This is a genomic window from Pseudarthrobacter sp. NPDC080039, assembly GCF_040702335.1.
Classification (GTDB): domain Bacteria; phylum Actinomycetota; class Actinomycetes; order Actinomycetales; family Micrococcaceae; genus Arthrobacter; species Arthrobacter enclensis_A.
Genome location: NZ_JBFBKY010000039.1, coordinates 1 through 20,150 on the forward strand (window position 1 = coordinate 1; position 20,150 = coordinate 20,150).

Sequence of the window (20,150 nt, forward strand, 5' to 3'; positions counted from 1 at the left end):
CAACGCCAAAGGAAGTGATGGGGCATCCGATAAGAAGCGGCGGAACGTGATCGGGCGTCCGGCGGGAAGCGGCGGGAGATGATGGGGCGTCCGGCGAGAAGCGGCAGAACGTGATGGGGCGTCGCGAGAAAGACGGCAGAACGTGATGGGGCGTCCCTGGAGCTGTGAAGATGGCCACGATACCGTGGCCAGGGCCCGCTCTGTCCCGTGGCATTTTGTGCCTCCACTAGAATTGATGAAGATGTACGGACTTCGAAGCGCTTGATTTCGGGTTGCGTAGGAAACGAAACGAGCGGCTGCAGTTGCGCCAGTGGTCGGCTCACAACAGGAGGAATCCATATGGCCGAGCACAACGGTGGCAACCGCGGCAATGACCGCGGAGCGTTCCGCGGCAACAACAACTCCGGCGGTGAGCCCCGCGGCTTCAGGTCCCGGTCTGACCGCGATGGCAACAACTTCTCCCGTGGCGAAGCTTCCGGCGGCGGTGAGCGCCGACAGTTTGGCGACCGTGACCGCAAACCGTACGGTGATCGTCCGCGCAGTGAGGGCGAAGGTGAGCGCCGACAGTTCGGTGATCGCGACCGCAAGCCGTTCGGTGACCGTGATCGGAAGCCGTTTGGTGATCGTCCGCGTCGTGATGGTGAGGGCGACCGTCGCGGTTTTGGTGGCGGTGACCGCGACCGGAAGCCGTTCGCTGATCGTGATCGGAAGCCGTTTGGTGATCGTCCCCGTCGTGAGGGCGAAGGTGAGCGCCGACAGTTCGGTGACCGTGACCGGAAGCCGTTTGGTGATCGTCCGCGCCGTGAGGGCGAAGGTGAGCGCCGACAGTTCGGTGATCGCGACCGCAAGCCGTTCGGTGATCGTGATCGGAAGCCGTTTGGTGATCGTCCGCGTCGTGATGGCGAAGGTGAGCGCCGTGGGTACGCTGCCGGTGATCGTGACCGGAAGCCGTTCGGTGATCGTGATCGGAAGCCGTTTGGTGATCGTCCGCGCCGTGAGGGCGAAGGTGAGCGCCGCGGGTACGGTGCCGGTGACCGTGACCGGAAGCCGTTCGGTGATCGTCCGCGTCGTGAGGGCGAAGGTGAGCGCCGTGGGTACGGTGCCGGTGACCGTGACCGTAAACCGTTCGGTGATCGGCAGGACCGCGCGCCCCGCAGCTTCGATCGCGGCGAATCCGGCCGCAGCTCCGGTCCCCGTGGCTTCGGTCGCGACCGCCAGGAAGAGCGTCCGGCGCGTGTGCCCAATGCCGCCGACCTTCGCAGTGCCAACCGGCCGGATCGCGAACGCTCACCCGAGATCGACGAAGACGTTACGGGCAAGGAACTGGACCGGGCCACGCAGCACCAGATCAAGACCCTTGAGGCCAAGAGTTCGGAGTGGGTGGCCCGCCACCTGGTAATGGCTGGCCGCCTGATTGACGACGAGCCTGAGCTTGCCTTCCAGCATGCACTCGCAGCCAGCCGTCGTGGCGGCAGGCTCGCGGCTGTCCGCGAAGCCGTTGGCCTTACTGCCTACGCAGCGGGCCACTACGGCGAGGCGCTCCGCGAATTCCGCACCTTCCGCCGGATCAGTGGCTCCAACGTGCACCTGCCCGTAATGGCCGACTGCGAGCGTGGCCTGGGTCGCCCCGACCGCGCCCTTGACGTTGCCCGTTCCGAGGAAGCCCAGGACCTGGACGCTCCCGGCAAAGTGGAACTGGCCATCGTTGCGGCCGGTGCACGCACGGACCTTGGTCAGCTGGATGCCGCTGTAGCGGAATTGGAAATCCCGCAGTTGGATATCAACCGCGCGTTCTCGTACAGCCCGCGCCTCTTCCGTGCCTATGCCGATGCTCTTGCAGCGGTGGGCCGCCAGGAAGAATCCGGGAAGTGGAGCCGGCAGGCAGTAGTGGCGGAAAACGCCTTGGGCCAGGGTGTGGACGAGGAACCCGAGATCATTGACCTGGGCTGGGACGAGGAAGAGGAAGCCCGCGAAGAGGCCAAGCGTCGCAGGACGCTGGAGGACGCCGCCAGGTCTGCCGACGCCGAAAGCCCGGCAGAGGCGCCCGCCGCCCCTTCGGCCGGCGGCGCGCGCGCCACGGAAGCGAAGGCTGTCCCGGACAGCAGCATCGACGACCAGGAGGCCGACTACTTCGTCTCCGACGACGCTGAATCGGACCAGGACTCGGTGGAGCACGATGAACTCGAGTCCCCGGCTGCAGACCATGCCGCCCCGGAAGACAACGGTGACACCCGGCACCCTGACGAAGGACGGGACTGAACACGGATGACTGACGTGTCCCTTGTTACCCGGTTCGATGCGCTACTGGCCGATCTGGACGGCGTGGTCTATGCAGGGCCACACGCCATTCCCGGAGCTGTCGAATCCCTGAAGAAGCTCTCCGGGCTGGGCATCGGCCTGGGCTACGTGACGAACAATGCGTCCCGTTCGCCCGCAGAGGTTGCGGCGCACCTGCGTGAACTCGGGGCGCCGGCCGAGGACAACCAGGTGGTCAGTTCCTCACAGGCCGCGGCGGACCTGCTTGCCTCCCTGCTGGCACCAGGGTCCAGGGTCCTCATCACCGGAAGCCCTGCACTTGCGCGTGAAATCGAACTTGCAGGCCTGGTTCCCGTGGGCAGCCAGGAAGAGGAGCCCGTGGCAGTGGTACAAGGGTTCAGTCCTGCCATTGGCTGGAAGGACCTGGCGGAGGCTACGTATGTGGTTAACGCCGGTGCGCTGTGGGTGGCCACCAACACTGATATGTCCATACCCCAGGCGCGTGGAATCGCCCCTGGGAACGGCACGCTGGTTGCCGCTGTCGCCGCGGCCACCGGGCAGCAGCCCAAAGTTGCGGGGAAACCCGAGGCTCCGCTGTTCCACTCCGCGGCGAAGCGTCTCGGGGCGGAGCGCCCCCTGGTGGTGGGGGACCGGCTGGACACGGACATCCTGGGCGGCAACAACGCGGGCTTCGCCACCGTTGCCGTGCTTACCGGCGTCGACACGCGCGAGACCATTCTTGCGGCGCGGTCCGCGGAACGGCCCAACTACATCATCGGCAACCTGACGGACCTGCACCGCTCCTACCCGGAGGTGACGCACGACGACGGCACCTACACGTGCGGCCAGGCGACGGCACGCGTGGCCAACGGAGCCGTGGGCATCATCGGCGGCCAGGATGACCTGGATTCATGGCGGGCAGCATGCGCGGCATGGTGGGCCGCCACCCCGGACGCCGCAAACGCACAGGCGCCCAAGCTGGTGTGGATGGATCACTAGACTGGTTCAATGACTGAGCTGACCGAACCGGACGACGCGGCAGCCCAGCCCGCTCCCGAATGGCCGGAGGAAGCCACCGGGGAGACCGGGCAGGGCATCACGGATCCGGACGTGGCACGGTCCGTGGCAAGGCTCCTCGACATACCCCGGCTCCCGGCCGCGGAGCACGAGGCCATCTACAACGCGCTCCACGATGACCTGCTGGCCACCCTCAACAGTGATCCCACAGACAGCATCCGTGCTGCCACCGACCCCGGCCGCGGGGAGGCCTGATGCCGCCCCGCCTCGACCAGGCCCTGGTGGCACGCGGCCTGGCAAGGTCACGCACGCACGCAGCCTCGCTCATCGCCGAAGGCAAGGTCAGCTCCGGTGGCCAGGTCCTCGCCAAGGCATCCCTGCAGGTTGACGACGGCCGGGACCTCGCCGTCCAACACGATGAGCAGGATACCTATGCAAGCCGTGCCGCCCACAAGCTGGCCGGCGCGCTGGACGCCTTCCCCGGGGTATCGGCACAGGGCAAACGGTGTCTCGACGCCGGTGCGTCCACTGGCGGATTTACCGACGTCCTCCTTCGCCGAGGGGCCGCGCGCGTGGTGGCGGTCGACGTCGGACACGGCCAGCTGGTGCCGCACCTCCGGGACGATCCGCGGGTGGATGTCCACGAGGGAATGAACGTCAGGTACATGGGGCCGGCTGACATCGGCGGACCGGCGGCCCTGACCGTCGCGGACCTCTCCTTCATCTCCCTCACCCTGGTGGTGCAGCCGCTGGCGGACTGCACCGAACCCGCGGGTGACCTGGTGCTGATGGTCAAGCCGCAGTTCGAAATCGGCAAGGACCGCCTGGGCCGGACCGGGGTGGTTACGTCGGAGCGGGAGCGGCGGATGGCGGTGGAGAAAGTCGCCAGGGCTGCCCTCGACGCCGGGCTGGACCTGTGCGGCCTGGCGGTCAGTCCGTTGCCCGGACAGGACGGAAACGTCGAATACTTCCTGTGGATAAAACGCAGGATCAGCAAAGACTTGCCTAAGATCGAAGAGCGAGAGGCAGCAGCCGCTGCGTTGCTCGGACAAATCTGGCCGAACCACTAGAGAGCGGAACCTGATGAGCAGGCGTGTACTGGTCCTTGCCCACACCGGCCGCGAGGAGTCGTTGAAAGCCGCCTGGGAGGCCTGCGCCCTGCTGCACGCCTCGGGCATGGTCCCCGTGATGCAGGAGTCCGAACTCGGCGACATGGAGCGGTTCTTTGGCCACCTGGCCCAGCCGGTTGAGGTGCTCCACGACCACGTGCAGCTGCCCGACGTTGAACTTGTCATGGTCCTCGGCGGCGACGGAACCATCCTGCGGGCAGCCGAACTGGTCCGCGAGGTGGACGTGCCGCTGCTGGGCGTCAACCTGGGCCACGTGGGTTTCCTGGCCGAAAGCGAGCGGGCCGACCTGGCCCAAACCGTCGAGTGGATTGCCAGCCGTGAGTACACGGTTGAAGAGCGCATGACCATCGATGTCCAGGTGTGGGTCCGCGGCCAGAAGATTTGGCACACCTGGGCTTTAAACGAAGCAGCCATCGAGAAAGCCAACCGGGAACGGATGCTGGAAGTGGTGACCGAGGTGGACGAGCGTCCGCTGACGTCCTTCGGCTCCGACGGCATCGTGCTGGCCACACCCACAGGGTCCACGGCCTATGCATTCTCCGCCGGCGGACCGGTGGTGTGGCCGGAGGTCGAGGCTCTGGTGATCGTGCCCATCAGCGCTCACGCGCTCTTCGCGAAGCCGCTGGTCGTCTCGCCCAGGTCCAAGCTGGCCGTCGAGGTCCTGGGCCGCACCGACGCGCAGGGCGTCCTGTGGTGCGATGGCCGCCGCTCCGTGGACCTGCCGCCCGGCGCCCGCGTGGAAGTGACCAAGTCCGCCACCCCCGTCCGGCTGGCACGCACCCACCAAACGCCGTTCTCCGCCCGGCTGGTCCGAAAGTTTGAGCTGCCCATCCACGGGTGGCGCGGCCCGGTGCCGAAATCCGATGCCGTACACACCGGCCCCATCCCCATTGTGCGGACACCGCGGCCCATGCCGCCGCTGCCCGTACCGCAGGTGGATAACCCGGGCAGCGATCCCGATCCGTCGACCGCAAAGTGAATCCATGCTTGAAGAACTGAGAATCCGCGATCTTGGCGTCATCACCGACGCAACGCTGCCGCTCGGCCCGGGACTGAGCGTGGTCACCGGAGAAACCGGTGCCGGCAAGACCATGGTGGTCACCGCCGTCGGGCTTTTGCTGGGCGCCCGCTCGGACGCCGGTGCCGTGCGCAGCGGCGCCAAAAGCGCCACCGCCGAGGCCGTGCTTAAGCTCGACACGGGACATCCCGCTGTCGCCCGTGCCCTGGACGCCGGCGGGGAGGCTGAGGAGTTCGACGGCGGTACGGAGCTGATCCTTGCCCGCCGCCTGGGTGCGGACGGACGGAGCCGGGCGTTCCTGGGCGGCCGGGCAGCGCCGGTGGGTGTCCTGGCCGAGATCGGCGAGTCCCTGGTGGTGGTTCACGGCCAGTCCGACCAGATCCGCCTGAAGAGCGCCACGGCCCAGCGCGAAGCCCTGGACAAATTCGCGGGCGAGACCCTGGCCGGGCCGTTGGCGGCCTATCAGGACCTGTACAGCCGGTGGAAAGCCAGCCAGGCGGAACTGGACAGCCTCCGCAGCGCGGCACGGGACCGGCTCCGCGAAGCCGAATCCCTGGAAGCGGCCCTCGCCGAGATCGACGATGTTGATCCGCAGCCGGGGGAGGACGAGCTGCTCAAGGCCGAGGCCGTGAAGCTTGCCAACGTGGAAGAACTGCGGATTGCCGCCAGCACCGCGCACCAGGCCCTCATCGCTGAGGACTTCGGTGAAGCGGGCGACGCAACCACCTTGGTGGACTCCGCCAAACGCACCCTTGAGCACGTGGCTGAGCACGACGCCGAACTGGGGTCAGCGGCCGCCCGGCTGGCAGAGGTGGGCTTCCTGCTCAACGACATCGCCACCGAATTGGCCAGCTACCAGGCCGGCCTGGACTCCGAAGGCCCGGAACGGCTCGCCGAAATCGAGGACCGGCGCGCCGCCTTGGCCAAACTGGTCCGCAAGTATGCCCCCACCATTGACGAAGTACTTGAGTGGGCTGAGAAGGCGCGCGTCAGGTTCGATGAACTGCAGGACGATACATCCCGCATCGAGGCCCTGGACGCGGAGGTGGTCCGCGCCGAAGCGGACCTGACCAAGCAGTCAGCCGCCATCAGCAAGATCCGCGCCAAAGCTGCCAAGGACCTGTCCGCCCGCGTCAGCGCCGAGCTGAAGGCCCTGGCCATGGCCGACGCCACACTGGTGATCAACCTCGACACCGCCGGGCAGCTCGGCCCGCACGGCGCGGACGAGATCAGTTTCCTGCTGCAGCCGCATTCCGGCGCCCCGGCCCGGCCGCTCGGCAAGGGGGCTTCCGGCGGTGAACTGTCCCGCGTGATGCTGGCCATCGAAGTGGTGCTGGCCGCCGTCGACCCCGTCCCCACGTTCGTGTTCGACGAGGTGGACGCAGGCGTGGGCGGCCGTGCCGCCGTTGAAATCGGCCGCCGGCTGGCCATGCTGGCCCGCCACGTCCAGGTGCTTGTGGTCACCCACCTGCCGCAGGTGGCCGCCTTCGCCGACCAGCACATCACTGTGACCAAAACCTCGGTCAGGGGAGCCGACGGCGGCACCTCCACCGGCTTCACATCCAGTGATGTCCGGCTCCTTGACGAGCCTGAGCGGGTGCGCGAACTCGCCCGTATGCTGGCGGGCCAGGAGGACTCGGAATCGGCGCAGGCGCACGCCCGGGAGCTGCTGGATGACGCCAAACTCCTTCCGCAGCGCACTTGACCCGGACAACGACGGGACGACGCAAATGATGATAGGCTCGAACTCCGTGGTGCAGCGATCAAATTCCCGTGTAAATTCCCGGTTCCCGGGTTCCTCCAAGACGACGAAGCACATTTTTGTCACCGGCGGTGTGGCGTCCTCGCTCGGCAAGGGACTGACGGCGTCCAGCCTTGGTCACCTCCTGCGGGCGCGCGGCCTGTCCGTCACGATGCAGAAGCTCGATCCCTACCTGAACGTGGATCCGGGCACGATGAACCCCTTCCAGCACGGTGAGGTCTTCGTCACCGACGACGGCGCCGAGACGGACCTGGATATCGGGCACTACGAGCGCTTCCTCGACGAGAACCTCGAAGGTTCCGCGAACGTGACCACTGGCCAGATCTACTCCACCGTGATCGCCAAGGAACGCCGCGGCGAGTACCTCGGCGACACCGTGCAGGTCATCCCGCACATCACCGATGAAATCAAGCGCCGCATGCGCCTGCCCGCTGAGGGCAAGAACGCTCCGGACGTGATCATCACCGAAATCGGCGGCACCGTTGGCGACATCGAGTCCCAGCCCTTCCTCGAATCCGCCCGCCAGGTCCGCCAGGACATCGGCCGGACCAACGTGTTCTTCCTCCACGTCTCACTGGTGCCCTACATTGGCCCGTCCCAGGAACTGAAGACCAAGCCCACGCAGCACTCTGTCGCCGCACTGCGCTCCATCGGCATCCAGCCCGAGGCCATCGTGATCCGCTCGGACCGCGAAGTGCCCGAGGCCATGCGGGAAAAGATCGGGCGTATGTGCGACGTCGATATCGACGCCGTGGTGAACGCCGCCGATGCCCCCAGCATCTACGACATCCCCAAGACCCTGCACAGCCAGGGCCTGGATTCCTACATCGTCCGTGCCCTTGACCTGCCGTTTAAGGACGTTGACTGGACCAGCTGGGACCGCCTCCTCGAGGCCGTCCACAACCCCAAGCACCACGTCGAAATCGCCTTGGTGGGCAAGTACATCGACCTGCCGGACGCCTACCTCTCCGTCACCGAGGCACTGCGCGCCGGCGGCTTCGCCAATGACGCCAAGGTCAAGATCCGCTGGGTTCCGTCCGACGAGTGCGAGACCCGCGAAGGCGCCATCAAGGCGCTCGACGGCGTTGACGCCATCTGCGTGCCCGGCGGCTTCGGCATCCGTGGACTCGAAGGCAAGCTCGGCGCACTGAAGTTCGCCCGCGAAACCAAGCTCCCCGTCCTTGGCCTGTGCCTTGGCCTGCAGTGCATGGTCATCGAATACGCCCGCAACGTGGTGGGGCTGGAAGGCGCCTCCTCCAGCGAGTTTGACCCTGACTCCAAGTACCCCGTGATTGCCACCATGGAGGAGCAGCTGGAATTTGTCGAAGGCCGCGGCGACCTGGGCGGCACCATGCGCCTGGGTCTCTACGAAGCCAAACTGGATGAAGGCTCAGTCATTGCCGGAACGTACGGCAAGACCACCGTCAGCGAACGCCACCGGCACCGCTACGAAGTCAACAACAAGTACCGCCAGCAGATCGCGGACAAGGGCCTGGTCTTCTCCGGCACTTCCCCGGACGGCAAGCTGGTGGAATTCGTTGAGCTGCCCGCCGACGTCCACCCGTACTATGTGGCCACGCAGGCGCACCCCGAGCTGAGCTCGCGGCCCACCCGCCCGCACCCGCTGTTCGCCGGCCTGGTCAAGGCTGCGCTGGACCACCAGAACGCGGGTCACCAGGGCGCTGCCGACACGGCTGTGCCCGCGGCTGGCGAGCCTGCGGCATCGGGTAGCGTTACGGGTAAGTAGCCAAGAGAACACATAAAGGACGGCGCGATGCCTGGTACACCTGAAGCCACCCCTGCCAAACAGGTTTCGGATGCACCAAGCCCGCGCCGTCTTTTGTCTTCCGAGAAGGTCTACGAGGGCCGGATCTGGGACGTCGTCAGTGACACCTTCCAGCTCTCGGAGACCGGGGACGCCCTGACCCGCGACTACATCGACCACCCCGGCGCCGTGGCCATCCTGCCCATGAACGACCAGGGCCAGATCCTGCTCCTGAAGCAGTACCGGCATCCGGTGGGAATGGACCTGTGGGAGGTTCCCGCGGGCCTGCTGGACGTCGAGGGCGAGGACTTCGTGGTGGGGGCGGCGCGGGAACTCGCCGAGGAAGCGGACCTCGCCGCCGGAACCTGGAACGTCCTGGCCGACGTCTTCAACTCTCCCGGATCCTCCAGCGAGGCCATCCGTATCTACCTGGCCCGCGACCTGACCGAGGTGCCGCATCACGAGCGCCATGAACGGACGGATGAGGAAGCGGAAATCGAGTTCCACTGGATCAGCCTGGACGACGCCGTGGCCTCCGTCCTGGCGGGCCGCCTGCACAACCCGTCCGCCGTCGTCGGGATCCTTGCCGCCGCAGCCGCCCGCGCCGGCGGCTATGAAGACCTTCGCCCCGCCGACGCGCCCTGGCCCGCACACCCCAGCCAGCGCTGATGGTCCCGGGTCCTTCGGCTGAGGCAGCACCGGCTGTCGAACCGGCTCCGGAAACGCAAGGGCCCGGTGCCGCTCCTGCCGGGATCCCTGCCGCCATCGACCGCGGAATCACCGACTACCTCCAGCACATGGGCGTGGAACGGGGACTGGCGGTAAACACGCTGGCGGCCTACCGCCGCGACCTGGCCCGGTACGCCCGCTACCTCACCGCCGCTGGCTGCACGCGTCCCGCGGATATCACGCGGCACCACGTCACCGGCTATGTCCGGGCCCTTTCGGACGGGTCCGACGGCGGCTCCGCACTTGGCGTCCGATCGGCAGCACGGACCGTGGTGGCCGTCCGGGGCCTGCACAAGTTCTGGGCCCTGGAGGGCTACACCCCGGCCGATCCGGCCCGCGAAGTGCACCCGCCGATGGCGGGCAAGCGGCTCCCCAAGGCCATCAGCGTTGACGAGGTCACCAGGATCCTGGAGGCCGCCGGCACCGATACCGCCACGGGGCTGCGCGACCGCGCCCTCCTTGAATTCCTGTACTCCACGGGCGCCAGGATCAGCGAAGCTGTGGGACTGGACGTTGACGATATCTCCCTTGCGGAGCCGGAATCCGGGCCTGCCATTGTCCGGCTGTTCGGCAAGGGATCGAAGGAACGGCTGGTCCCGCTGGGTTCGTACGGGGCCCGCGCGATTGATGCCTACCTGGTCCGGGGCCGCCCGCTGCTCGCCGCCAAAGGCAAGGGAACGCCCGCGTTGTTCCTCAATGCCCGCGGTGGCAGGATCAGCCGGCAGAGCGCCTGGACCATCCTGAAAGCGGCGGCGGAAAAGGCGAATATCACCCGCGATGTCTCGCCGCACACCCTGAGGCACTCCTTTGCCACCCATCTGCTCGAAGGCGGCGCCGACGTCCGGGTGGTCCAGGAACTGCTGGGCCACGCGTCGGTGACCACCACCCAGGTGTACACGCTGGTCACGGCCGACACACTGCGCGAGATCTATGCAGCCGCGCATCCCCGGGCCCTGGGTTAGGGGGGCCGGGATGGGCGCAGCGGAGGTGACGCTCTGCTTCCTCCTCCGGGAAGGAGAGAACGGGGCCGAGGTCCTCCTCGGGTTGAAACAGACAGGGTTTGGCAGGGGCAAGATCGTTGGCATCGGCGGCCATGTGGAGCCGGGCGAGACGCAAGCGCAGGCTGTGATCCGGGAGGTGCTGGAAGAAACCGGAGTGGTTCTCCAGGCGGAGGACCTGGCCGACGCCGGCGCCGTGCACTTCGTGTTCCCGGCGCGGCCTGACTGGGACATGAAGACCACGCTCTTCACTGCGCGCACCTGGCAGGGCGACCCGCTGCCCAGCGACGAGATCCTGCCCGAGTGGTTCAGGGTGGAGGCGCTGCCGGTGGAGCGCATGTGGCAGGACGCAGACCACTGGCTTCCGGTAGTGCTGGAAGGCCGCCGCGTCAACGTGGTGGTCACCATGCACACGGACAACGAGTCCGTCGCCTCATCCGAAAGCCTCCTGGACTAGCGTCCTGACCTGGCTTCCCTGACAAAGCCGCAAACGGCGAAGCAGGTGAAACGCCGACGGCGGGGCGGCACCCAAGTGCCGGCCCGCCGTCGAACGCTCTTGCCCAGAGGAGGCTACGGAAGGTGCCGCTCCTCATGGCCGTTGTATTCGCTCAGCGGCCTGATCAGGGAGTTGGCGTCCAGCTGCTCCATGATGTGCGCGGTCCAGCCGGTGATCCGGCTGGCCACGAACAATGGAGTGAAAGTGGGGGTGTCGAAGCCCATCAGGTGGTAGGTGGGGCCGGCCGGGTAGTCCAGGTTTGGCTTGATTGCCTTGGCCTCGTCCATCGCCTGTTCCAGGCCGTTGTACAGCCCCAGCAGCTCGGGACGGCCGTAGTGGGCGATCATCTTGTCCAGAGCCGCCTTCATGGTGGGAACACGCGAATCGCCGTGCTTGTAGACGCGGTGGCCGAATCCCATGACCTTCTTCTTCTGCGCCAGGGCGTTTTCCATCCAGTCCTTCGCCCGGGCCGCAGCCTCCTCGAGGGACTCCTCCTGCCGGATGCCGATTTCGTCGAAGGTGTGCATGACGGCCTCGTTGGCACCGCCGTGGAGCGGGCCCTTCAAAGCTCCGATGGCTCCGGTCACGGCTGAGTGCAGGTCGGACAGCGTGGACGTGATCACCCGGGCCGTAAAGGTGGAGGCGTTGAAGGAGTGCTCGGCGTACAGGATCATCGAGACGTTGAACGCCTCCACCACCTCCGGAACCTGCTCCTCACCGAAGGCCATCCACAGGAAGTTCGCCGAGTACCCCAGGTCGTCACGCGGTTCCACGACGTCCTGGCCGTGGCGGCGGCGCTGGTCATAGGCCACCACCGCCGGCATGGCGGCGAACAGGTCCAGGGCCTTGGCCATATTCGACTCCCGGGAGGAATCCTCGGCCAGCGGGTGCCGGGCGCCCATAACGGAGGCCGCGGTCCGGCAGACATCCATCGGGTGCGAGGTGGTGGGCAACGCGTCGATCACCTGTTTGACCACCGGATCGAGGGTGCGGCCGGCCCGCTCCTTGGCAGTGAACTCCGCCAGCTGCTCCTGCGTGGGCAGTTCACCATTCCACAGCAGGTAGGCCACTTCCTCGAAGCTGCACCGGGCGGCCAGTTCCTGGACGGGGTATCCCCGGTACAGCAAAGAGTTCGTGTCCGGGTTGACCTTCGAGACCGCGGTGTAGTCCACCACGACGCCGGCAAGGCCCTTTTTGATCTCATTTTCAGCCATGCTGAAACTCCTTTGTTCCTGAAGCCAGTGTTCCTAAAAGCCAGTGTTCCTGAAGCTTGTCTTCCTGAAACCATTGCCCGGCTGCTACCGGCATTCCGGTGGGCTGCCAGGGCGGGATGTCAGGTTCCGGGGATCCGGAAGTTGAAAACCCCGGTGTCAAAGTGGTTGTAGGCCTCATAGTCAACGAGGTCGTAGAGCCGGGCACGGGTCAGCATGCTCGCAACCTGTGCCTCCTGGGTGCCGTCGGATTTGATCGATTCCAGAGTACGCTCAGCAGCGCCCATGGCACTACGGAGCAGCGTGACCGGATAAATGATCATGTTGACGCCCACCCCGGCCAGCTGGTCCACGGTGAACAGGTCGCTCTTGCCGAACTCGGTCATGTTGGCCAGGATCGGCACGTCCACGGCGTCGCGTATGGCCTGGAACTCGCTGAGGTCCTTCATGGCTTCGGGGAAGATCGCGTCGGCGCCGGCCTCGACCAGGGCCTGAGCCCGCTGCTGGGCCGCTTCCAGCCCGTCGGTGGCGCGGATGTCCGTCCGGGCCATGATCAGGAAGTTTGGATCGCGCCGCGCGTCGGCGGCGGCACGGATTCGCTTGGTGGCGGTGTCCAGGTCCACCACGTTCTTGCCGTCCAGGTGGCCGCAGCGCTTGGGGTTGAACTGGTCCTCGATGTGGCAGCCCGCCAGGCCCGCGTTCTCGAGTTCCTGCACTGTGCGGGCCACGTTCATGGGTTCACCGAACCCGGTGTCGGCGTCCACGATCGAGGGCAGGTCCGTCATGCGGGCAATCTGTCCGGCCCGGGTAGCCACCTCGGTGAGCGTTGTCAGCCCGATGTCCGGCAGGCCCAGGTCGTTGGCCAGCACGGCGCCGGAAATGTAGACGCCGGCGAAGCCCTTCTCCTCGATCAGGCGGGCCGAAAGCGGGTTGAACGCGCCGGGGAACTGCTGGATGGTGCCGGAGGAGAGCAGCTCCCGGAAGCGGATCCGCTTCTGCTCCGGTGTGGTCTTCGAGTACAGCATCAGAAGAGTCCCTTCGGTGCCGCCGCCAGGTCGATGACGCCGGGGGCAGCGGTGATGTTCAGCTGGTCCAGTTCGCCCGCGGCGAGTTGGGGGAGGCGTTCGACGGCGGCAAGGAACCGTTCGATCTCGGCCTCCTCCACGAGGCCGGCGGCGAGGGTGCGGAACTTGTTGACGTACTGTTCCCGCGCGAACGGCCGGGCGCCCAGCGGGTGCGCATCGGCCACGGCGATCTGGTCGGTGATGACGGAGCCGTCCTTGAGCGTGATCTCCACAGAGCCGCCGAAGGCCTTCTCGGCGATGTCCAGGGAGTGGTAGCGGCGGGTCCATTCGGGGTCTTCCACTGTGGTGACCTTATGCCACAGTTCCACGGTATCCGGGCGCCCAGCGCGTTCAGGCGCGTAGGAGTCCACGTGGTGCCAGGCCCCGTCCTGCAGGGCGACGGTGAAGATGTAGGGGATGGAGTGGTCCAGGGTTTCCCGGCTCGCGGTGGGGCTGTATTTCTGGGGGTCGTTGGCGCCGGAGCCGATCACGTAGTGGGTGTGGTGGCTGGTTTTGAACAGCACGGACTGGACGTTGGCGGGATCGGTAACCTCGGGGTGCTCGCGGTGCAGCTTGCGGGCGAGGTCGATCCAGGCCTGGGCCTGGTACTCGGCCGAGTGTTCCTTGGTGTAGGTGTCCAGGATGGCGCGTTTGGCTTCGCCGGGGGTGGGGAGCGGGACCATGTAGGAAGCGTCAGGGCCGTCCAGCATCCAGGCGATGACGCCGTCTTCGCCTTCGTAGATCGGCACCGGCGAGGTCTGGCCGCGCATGGCCCGGTCTGCAGACTCGATGGCCATTTTGCCGGCGAACGCCGGAGCGTGGGCTTTCCAGGTGGAGATCTCACCCTTGCGGGACTGGCGGGTTGCGGTGGTGGTGTGCAGCGCCTGCCCGATGGACTGGAAGATGGTTTCGACGTCCAGTCCCAGCAGGGTGCCAATGCCGGCCGCGGCCGAGGGACCCAGATGGGCCACATGGTCGATCTTGTGCTTGTGCAGGCAGATGGCCTTGACCAGGTTGACCTGGATCTCGTAGCCGGTGGCGATGCCGCGGACCAGGTCGTGGCCGCTGGATCCGACGTGCTGGGCGACGGCCAGGATCGGCGGGATGTTGTCGCCCGGGTGGGAGTAATCGGCGGCGAGGAACGTGTCATGGTAGTCCAGTTCGCGGACGGCCACGCCGTTGGCCCAGGCAGCCCATTCCGGCGCCACCCGCTCCTCGATGCCGAAAACCTTGGAGCCCTTGCCTCCGGTGGTGGGGCCGTGGGTCAGTGCCTGGGCGCGGGCGGCGACGATGGGGGCCCGGTTCAGGGACGCGATGGCCACCGAGGCGTTGTCGATGATCCTGTTGATCACCATGTCGGTCACCTCGTCGGAGACCGCGACGGGGTCAGCCGCCACCTGGGCAATCTTGTAGGCGAGCTGGTCCTCGCGGGGCAGGTTTTCTTCGCTCTTGTAGACGCGGACGTGGTGTTCCTTAACCATGATGCTCCTTTGGATGGGTCGCGTGGGTTGCTTTGACGTGGGAGAGGCTTCGGTGCAAGTGGACGATAGTGGCAGCCTCGGCGAGCTTCGGGTTGCCGGCCGCGATCGCCTCGGCGATGGCGGCATGTTCGGCGGCTGCGGCGGTGAGGCGGCGCGCGTCGTCAGCTGCCAGCCGCCGGATCCGGACCAGGTGGACACGCAGGCTGCGCATGGCCTGGGCCAGGTAGGAATTAGAGATGGCTGCATCAATGGCGGTGTCCAGCCGCCCGACGAGTTCGTAGTAGTCATGGAGGGCAGGTTCGTCGCCGCTTATGAGCTCCGGAGCCCGCAGGAGTTCCTGCCGCAGGCGTTCGAATATTGCGGCATCACCGCGCCGGGCGGCCAGCGCTGCGGCCTTGCCCTCGAGGGTTTCGCGGAGTTCGAAGAGTTCGTCGATGTCCTCGAGGGAGATGTCGGTGACCACCACGCCGCGGCCGCCCGCCATGGTCAGCCCTTCCGCCGTGAGGCGGCCCAAGGCTTCCCGCAGCGGGGTGCGCGAGACGCCCAGGCGTTCGGACTGTTCCACCTCCGCAAGAACCGTTCCGGGCGCCAGGCGCCATTCGACGATGTCGTCGCGCAGGGCGGCATAGGCCTTGTCGCTGGCACGCATCGGCGGCCTCCTTCCTCGGTAACTCGATCAGTGTATACACAGGAGGGTGAGAATGACAGCGTTCACCTCATTTTTCGCCGATAGTCGAGTTTTCTGTATACAAAACCCTTGTAGGCCTGCTGGGTTCCCACTACCATGAGCTGCATCACAATGTCGGGGAGGGGATTACCTCATGGTCACCAACAGCTACATGGACAGCTACCGGCGCAGCGTTGAACAGCCCGAGGATTTCTGGCTGGAGGCAGCGCAAAAGATTTCCTGGACTTCTCCGCCCCACTCGGCGCTGGACTCCAGCCGGGCGCCTTTGTACCGCTGGTTTCCTGACGGCATCCTGAACACCTCCTACAACGCACTCGACCGGCACGTCGCAGAGGGGCGCGGCGGGCAGGACGCGCTGATTTACGACTCCGCCATGCTGGGAACGCAGCTGCGCTATACCTACGCCGAACTTAAGGACCTCGTTGCGCGCTTTGCCGGCGTGCTGCGGGCCAACGGCGTGGGCAAGGGGGACCGGGTGGTGATCTACATGCCGATGATTCCGGAAGCCGCCATTGCCATGCTGGCCACCGCCAGGCTCGGGGCTGTGCATTCTGTGGTTTTCGGCGGCTTTGCGCCGAAGGAGCTGGCGGCCAGGATCAGGGATGCGGAACCGGCCATGGTGGTCACCGCCTCGGGCGGTATCGAACCGTTGCGCCGCATCGAGTACCTGCCGGCTGTTGCCGAAGCACTCCGGCTGGCGGATTCACCGGACATTCCTGTTCTGGTCAAGGCCCGTGAGGGCTTCACCGCAACAACGGCGGACCATGCGGGCTGGCTTGATTGGGACAAGTCCATGGCGACGTCCGTGCCCGCCACCCCGGTTGACGTGCAGGCAACCGACCCCCTCTATATCCTTTACACCTCTGGAACCACGGGCACGCCCAAGGGTGTGGTGCGGGACAACGGCGGCCACGCGGTCGCCCTGCGCTGGACGCTGGAGAATATCTACGACGTCGGTCCCGGAGACGTGATGTGGACAGCTTCGGACGTCGGCTGGGTGGTCGGGCACTCTTACATCGTCTACGGTCCACTGCTGGCGGGCGCCACCACCGTGATGTATGAAGGAAAGCCTGTGGGCACTCCCGACGCCGGCGCTTTTGGGCGCGTGATCCAGGACCACCGGGTCAACGTGCTGTTCACGGCGCCGACGGCGCTGCGGGCCATCCGTAAGGCTGACCCGGAAGCGGAGCTGCTGAGGCACTACGATGTCTCCAGCCTGCGCACCCTGTTCACGGCGGGCGAGCGGCTGGACACGGACACCTTCCACTGGGCCTCCCGCATCCTCGGTGTCCCGGTGGTGGACCACTGGTGGCAGACAGAAACCGGCTGGGCGATCTGTGCGAACCCGCGGGGGCTGGAGAAGCTGCCCATCAAGGCCGGCTCACCGACGGTGCCGATGCCCGGGTTCCGGCTGCGGATCCTTGACGGTGCCGGGACGGAGGTGGAGTCCGGAGCCGAGGGCAATATCGTGCTGGGGCTGCCGCTGCCGCCGGGCACGCTTACCACGTTGTGGGGAAACGACGAGAGATACATGTCCTCCTACCTTCAGGCCTTTGAGGACTGCTACGCCACGGGGGATTCCGGGTACCGCGATGCGGATGGTTACCTGTTCGTCATGGGCCGGACCGACGACATCATCAACGTTGCGGGCCACCGGCTTTCCACCGGCGCCATGGAACAGGTGATAGGGCAGCATCCAGCCGTTGCCGAATGTGCGGTGATCGGCCTGGCGGACCCCCTCAAGGGCCAGCGTCCCAGCGGCTACGTGGTGCTCAAGTCCGGCGTGGACATCCCCGAAGACGTGCTGGCCAAGGACCTGGTGGCGCTGGTCCGGCGGGACATCGGGGCAGTCGCCGACTTCAAGCACGTGACGGTAGTGGACGCCCTGCCCAAGACGCGCTCCGGAAAAATCCTCCGCAAGACGATGCGCCAGATAGCGGACGGTGAGGAGTACGCGGTGCCCTCCACGATTGAAGATCCAGGAGTTATCGAACAGCTGCTCGGGGCCCTGCGGCCAGGACCGGCGGACGCAGGCTGAACCAGACGGACGTGCCCGTGGGATTCTCAGGGAGCGTTCCAGCGGTATTCGTTCTCCGGCCTGCCGGGGGTTCCGTAGCGGGCAGTCCTGGAAACCGTGCCGGCGTCGGCAAGATATTCAAGGTAGCGGCGCGCCGTCACGCGGGACATACCCAGGGCATCCATCACTTCGGTGGCCGACACAGCTTCAGGCTGGCGGCGGAGGAACTCCTGGACGGAGCCAAGGGTCGAGGTGGAGAGGCCCTTGGGAAGCGGAAGTTCGGATGGCGCCCGCAGGCTGGCAAAAGCCCGGTCCACCTCGCTTTGGGACGCGCCGCCCCTCCCCGGACCGGCGCTGGAACCGGCAAGCTGCTGGCGGAACTGGCGGTAGTTTTCCAGCTTGTCCGAGAATGTGGCGAACGTGAACGGCTTGATCAGGTACTGCACGACGCCGATGGCCACGGCGCTGCGGACAATCGCCAGCTCACGCACGGCAGTGATGGCGATGATGTCCGCCAGGATCCCGGCTGAACGCATGCGCCTGGCAATGTCCAGGCCGTGCAGGTCGGGCAGGTTCATGTCCAGCAGGACCAGTTCCACCGGCTCGCCGGCAGCCACGAATTCGTTCAGCAGCCGCAGGGCGGACTGGCCGTCCGGAGCAGTCCCGGCGAGTTCGAATCCTTCCAGCCGCCCCACGTACGCGGCGTGTGCTGCCGAAGCGACCGCCTCGTCTTCGACGACGAGGACCCGGATGTTGCTCACTGTCTGTGCTCCTTCTCCGCGGACACCGCTGCGGGCAGGAACACCTGGAACTTGGCGCCACGACGGCCGTTGATGGCCAGCGTACCGCCCAAACGCTGCACGGCCTGCCGCACCAGCGCCAGGCCGATGCCCCGGCCGCCCGTCCCTGCCGGCTTCGTGCTGAATCCGTGACGGAAGATTTTCTCTGCATCCGCGGGGTCGATGGGCGCGCCGGAGTCATTGACGGCGATGTCCAGTCCTTCTTCGTCCGCCTCCAGCGTCAGGACCACGCGCCGCGGCGGGGGTGCATCTGCGGCGGCGTCGATGGCGTTGTCCAGCAGGTTGCCCAGGATAGTCACCAGGTCCTGGACCGCCACCCCGGCAGGTGCGCCGGAGCCAAGGGTGGACACATCCAGCTGGACGCCGCGCTCGTGGGCCTCGGCCACCTTCCCCATGACCAGGGCACCCACCACCGGCTCATCGATCGAGCTCACCATGTCATCAGTCAGCCGCTGGCTCAGGGCCAGGTCCTGCGTGGCAAAGTCCAGGGCTTCCCCCGTGCGGCCAAGCTCAAGGAGCGAAACCATGGTGTGCAGTCTGTTGGCGTGTTCGTGCGTTTGGGCCCGCAGCGCGTCGGAAAGGGTGCGCATGGTCTGCAGCTCGTTGCCCAGTGCCTCGATTTCCGTCCGGTCCCGGAGGGTGGCCACGGTGCCGTAGACGGGAACCTTTCCGCGGGCGCCGGGGGAGTCGGGACCATGAGCCGGTCGCTGGTTGACCACCAGCACCCGTGAACCGGCCAGGACGATCTCATCCTTGGTGGCGCGTCCGGACTCGAACAGGCTGCGCAGTTGGGGGTCCAAAGGAAGGTCTGCCAGTGAAGGTGGCCGGGTGGGATCATTACTGCCGGTTTCCGGCAGGCCCAGCAGCTCAGCTGCCTGGTCGTTGTACATCACCACCCTCTTCCGGGTATCGATCAGGATCAGCCCTTCGCGGACCGAATGCAGCACGGACTCGTAATACGCGAACAGCTGCGCCAATTGTTCCGGCCCCCAGCCGCGCGTCACCCGACGAAGGTACCTTCCCAACAGCCATGATGCCAGGGAACCGCCCAGCAGCAGGGCCACGCCGACGGCGAGCAGGACGGGCAGGCGCCCGGCGAAGGCGACGTCGACGTTGCGGACGGTAACGCCGACGGCCACCAGCGCCTTGACCGCCCCCGTCCCGTCCTTGACCGGGACGATGGTCCGTACGGACGGCCCCAGCGTGCCTGCGGTCACTTCAGTGAATGCGTGGCCCTGGAGCGCGGCGTCGATGGAACCGATGTAAGGCCGGCCCAGCTCCTCGTCCCGGGGATGCGTCCACCGGGTCCGGTCCGGGGCCATGATGGTGATGAAGTCAACGTCCGCCGCCGCCATGACGTCCTTGGCATAGGGCTGCAGGATGGCGGACGGGTTTGGCGTGGCAGCAGCCTGGAGCACCAGGGGATTGGCGGCGATGGCGGCCGCCACGCCTCCCATCCGCCAGCCTGCTTCGTCATACGTCCGGTCCCGGGCATCGACGTAGGCGGCGGTCCCCACAATGGCGATAAAGGACACCACGATCAGCAGGTTCGCCACGAAGAGCCGGCGCGCGATACTCCAGCGGTGGATCATGCGTACCTCCATCTGGCCCCGTGGGCGCCGCGACCAATATGAACGCAACGGTGAGCTGGATCACGGGGTGCTCAATGATGGATATCACATTGTACGGACGTGTTGAGCCCAGAGACTGCGCCGCAG

18 protein-coding genes are annotated in these 20,150 nt (G+C 66.5%); 12 read left to right on the plus strand and 6 right to left on the minus strand.

Annotated features, from left to right (window positions below):
- The first annotated feature begins 463 nt into the window (after positions 1-463).
- Genes AB0313_RS20835 through AB0313_RS20885 form a run of 11 tightly spaced genes read left to right on the plus strand, consistent with a single transcriptional unit; the run spans position 464 to position 11,132 of the window.
- Positions 464-1,399, plus strand: a complete 936-nt coding sequence (locus AB0313_RS20835) for a hypothetical protein (protein ID WP_366308104.1) — start codon at positions 464-466, stop codon at positions 1,397-1,399.
- On the plus strand, positions 1,399-2,259 hold the full coding sequence (locus AB0313_RS20840; RefSeq protein ID WP_366308128.1) for a hypothetical protein: 861 nt from the start codon (positions 1,399-1,401) through the stop codon (positions 2,257-2,259). Before AB0313_RS20835 ends, AB0313_RS20840 begins: the two co-directional genes overlap by 1 nt.
- 6 nt (positions 2,260-2,265) lie before the next feature.
- A complete protein-coding gene (locus AB0313_RS20845) occupies positions 2,266-3,255 on the plus strand; it encodes an HAD-IIA family hydrolase (protein ID WP_141940828.1) in 990 nt (329 codons plus the stop codon).
- A 9-nt stretch (positions 3,256-3,264) separates the two neighbouring features.
- Positions 3,265-3,528: a hypothetical protein gene (locus tag AB0313_RS20850; protein WP_141940829.1), complete on the plus strand. Its 264-nt coding sequence runs from the start codon at positions 3,265-3,267 to the stop codon at positions 3,526-3,528.
- Complete coding sequence (locus AB0313_RS20855) at positions 3,528-4,343, plus strand: TlyA family RNA methyltransferase (protein WP_366308107.1); 816 nt, start codon at positions 3,528-3,530, stop codon at positions 4,341-4,343. Before AB0313_RS20850 ends, AB0313_RS20855 begins: the two co-directional genes overlap by 1 nt.
- 13 nt (positions 4,344-4,356) lie before the next feature.
- Positions 4,357-5,382, plus strand: a complete 1,026-nt coding sequence (locus AB0313_RS20860; RefSeq protein WP_141940831.1) for an NAD kinase — start codon at positions 4,357-4,359, stop codon at positions 5,380-5,382.
- Positions 5,383-5,386: 4 nt separating this feature from the next.
- Positions 5,387-7,126, plus strand: coding sequence for a DNA repair protein RecN (gene recN / locus AB0313_RS20865; RefSeq protein ID WP_366308110.1), 1,740 nt, complete (start codon positions 5,387-5,389; stop codon positions 7,124-7,126).
- A gap of 28 nt (positions 7,127-7,154) precedes the next feature.
- Positions 7,155-8,930, plus strand: a complete 1,776-nt coding sequence (locus AB0313_RS20870; RefSeq protein ID WP_366308130.1) for a CTP synthase — start codon at positions 7,155-7,157, stop codon at positions 8,928-8,930.
- A 27-nt stretch (positions 8,931-8,957) separates the two neighbouring features.
- Positions 8,958-9,617 (plus strand): NUDIX hydrolase, encoded by a 660-nt coding sequence (locus tag AB0313_RS20875; RefSeq protein WP_366308112.1) that lies wholly within the window; start codon positions 8,958-8,960, stop codon positions 9,615-9,617.
- The gene (gene xerD, locus AB0313_RS20880) at positions 9,617-10,639 is read left to right on the plus strand and encodes a site-specific tyrosine recombinase XerD (protein ID WP_174237486.1); all 1,023 of its coding nucleotides are present in this window, start codon (positions 9,617-9,619) and stop codon (positions 10,637-10,639) included. The genes AB0313_RS20875 and xerD overlap by 1 nt, the downstream gene beginning before the upstream one ends.
- A 10-nt stretch (positions 10,640-10,649) precedes the next feature.
- A complete protein-coding gene (locus tag AB0313_RS20885) occupies positions 10,650-11,132 on the plus strand; it encodes an 8-oxo-dGTP diphosphatase (RefSeq protein WP_366308114.1) in 483 nt (160 codons plus the stop codon).
- Between the two features lie 113 nt (positions 11,133-11,245).
- Here the strand turns inward: AB0313_RS20885 and AB0313_RS20890 are convergent, their stop codons facing one another.
- From AB0313_RS20890 to AB0313_RS20905, 4 genes are all read right to left on the minus strand, one after another.
- Positions 11,246-12,385 (minus strand): bifunctional 2-methylcitrate synthase/citrate synthase, encoded by a 1,140-nt coding sequence (locus AB0313_RS20890; RefSeq protein WP_366308116.1) that lies wholly within the window; start codon positions 12,383-12,385, stop codon positions 11,246-11,248.
- A 119-nt stretch (positions 12,386-12,504) separates the two neighbouring features.
- Positions 12,505-13,407, minus strand: coding sequence for a methylisocitrate lyase (prpB, locus tag AB0313_RS20895; RefSeq protein ID WP_366308118.1), 903 nt, complete (start codon positions 13,405-13,407; stop codon positions 12,505-12,507).
- Positions 13,407-14,927, minus strand: coding sequence for an MmgE/PrpD family protein (locus AB0313_RS20900; RefSeq protein WP_366308120.1), 1,521 nt, complete (start codon positions 14,925-14,927; stop codon positions 13,407-13,409). The genes prpB and AB0313_RS20900 overlap by 1 nt, the downstream gene beginning before the upstream one ends.
- Positions 14,920-15,576, minus strand: coding sequence for a GntR family transcriptional regulator (locus tag AB0313_RS20905; protein ID WP_141940838.1), 657 nt, complete (start codon positions 15,574-15,576; stop codon positions 14,920-14,922). The genes AB0313_RS20900 and AB0313_RS20905 overlap by 8 nt, the downstream gene beginning before the upstream one ends.
- Positions 15,577-15,748: 172 nt before the next feature.
- On the opposite strand from AB0313_RS20905, the gene AB0313_RS20910 reads away from it, so the two are divergent.
- The gene (locus AB0313_RS20910; RefSeq protein WP_366308122.1) at positions 15,749-17,653 is read left to right on the plus strand and encodes an AMP-binding protein; all 1,905 of its coding nucleotides are present in this window, start codon (positions 15,749-15,751) and stop codon (positions 17,651-17,653) included.
- Between the two features lie 26 nt (positions 17,654-17,679).
- Here the strand turns inward: AB0313_RS20910 and AB0313_RS20915 are convergent, their stop codons facing one another.
- Positions 17,680-18,393, minus strand: a complete 714-nt coding sequence (locus tag AB0313_RS20915) for a response regulator (protein WP_366308124.1) — start codon at positions 18,391-18,393, stop codon at positions 17,680-17,682.
- Positions 18,390-20,024 carry a sensor histidine kinase gene (locus AB0313_RS20920; protein ID WP_366308126.1) on the minus strand — a complete coding sequence of 545 codons (1,635 nt, stop codon included), beginning with the start codon at positions 20,022-20,024 and terminating at the stop codon, positions 18,390-18,392. Before AB0313_RS20920 ends, AB0313_RS20915 begins: the two co-directional genes overlap by 4 nt.
- Between the last annotated feature and the right edge of the window lie 126 nt (positions 20,025-20,150).

Coding starts and splice junctions, on each gene's coding strand:
- prpB (WP_366308118.1), bottom strand. CDS start 13,407: ATGCTGTACTCGAAGACCACACCGGAGCAGAAGCGGATCCGCTTCCGG.
- AB0313_RS20850 (WP_141940829.1), top strand. CDS start 3,265: ATGACTGAGCTGACCGAACCGGACGACGCGGCAGCCCAGCCCGCTCCC.
- AB0313_RS20855 (WP_366308107.1), top strand. CDS start 3,528: ATGCCGCCCCGCCTCGACCAGGCCCTGGTGGCACGCGGCCTGGCAAGG.
- AB0313_RS20875 (WP_366308112.1), top strand. CDS start 8,958: ATGCCTGGTACACCTGAAGCCACCCCTGCCAAACAGGTTTCGGATGCA.
- AB0313_RS20900 (WP_366308120.1), bottom strand. CDS start 14,927: ATGGTTAAGGAACACCACGTCCGCGTCTACAAGAGCGAAGAAAACCTG.
- AB0313_RS20885 (WP_366308114.1), top strand. CDS start 10,650: ATGGGCGCAGCGGAGGTGACGCTCTGCTTCCTCCTCCGGGAAGGAGAG.
- AB0313_RS20910 (WP_366308122.1), top strand. CDS start 15,749: ATGGTCACCAACAGCTACATGGACAGCTACCGGCGCAGCGTTGAACAG.
- AB0313_RS20890 (WP_366308116.1), bottom strand. CDS start 12,385: ATGGCTGAAAATGAGATCAAAAAGGGCCTTGCCGGCGTCGTGGTGGAC.
- AB0313_RS20840 (WP_366308128.1), top strand. CDS start 1,399: ATGGCTGGCCGCCTGATTGACGACGAGCCTGAGCTTGCCTTCCAGCAT.
- AB0313_RS20870 (WP_366308130.1), top strand. CDS start 7,155: ATGATAGGCTCGAACTCCGTGGTGCAGCGATCAAATTCCCGTGTAAAT.
- AB0313_RS20905 (WP_141940838.1), bottom strand. CDS start 15,576: ATGCGTGCCAGCGACAAGGCCTATGCCGCCCTGCGCGACGACATCGTC.
- AB0313_RS20860 (WP_141940831.1), top strand. CDS start 4,357: ATGAGCAGGCGTGTACTGGTCCTTGCCCACACCGGCCGCGAGGAGTCG.
- xerD (WP_174237486.1), top strand. CDS start 9,617: ATGGTCCCGGGTCCTTCGGCTGAGGCAGCACCGGCTGTCGAACCGGCT.
- AB0313_RS20920 (WP_366308126.1), bottom strand. CDS start 20,024: ATGATCCACCGCTGGAGTATCGCGCGCCGGCTCTTCGTGGCGAACCTG.
- AB0313_RS20845 (WP_141940828.1), top strand. CDS start 2,266: ATGACTGACGTGTCCCTTGTTACCCGGTTCGATGCGCTACTGGCCGAT.
- recN (WP_366308110.1), top strand. CDS start 5,387: ATGCTTGAAGAACTGAGAATCCGCGATCTTGGCGTCATCACCGACGCA.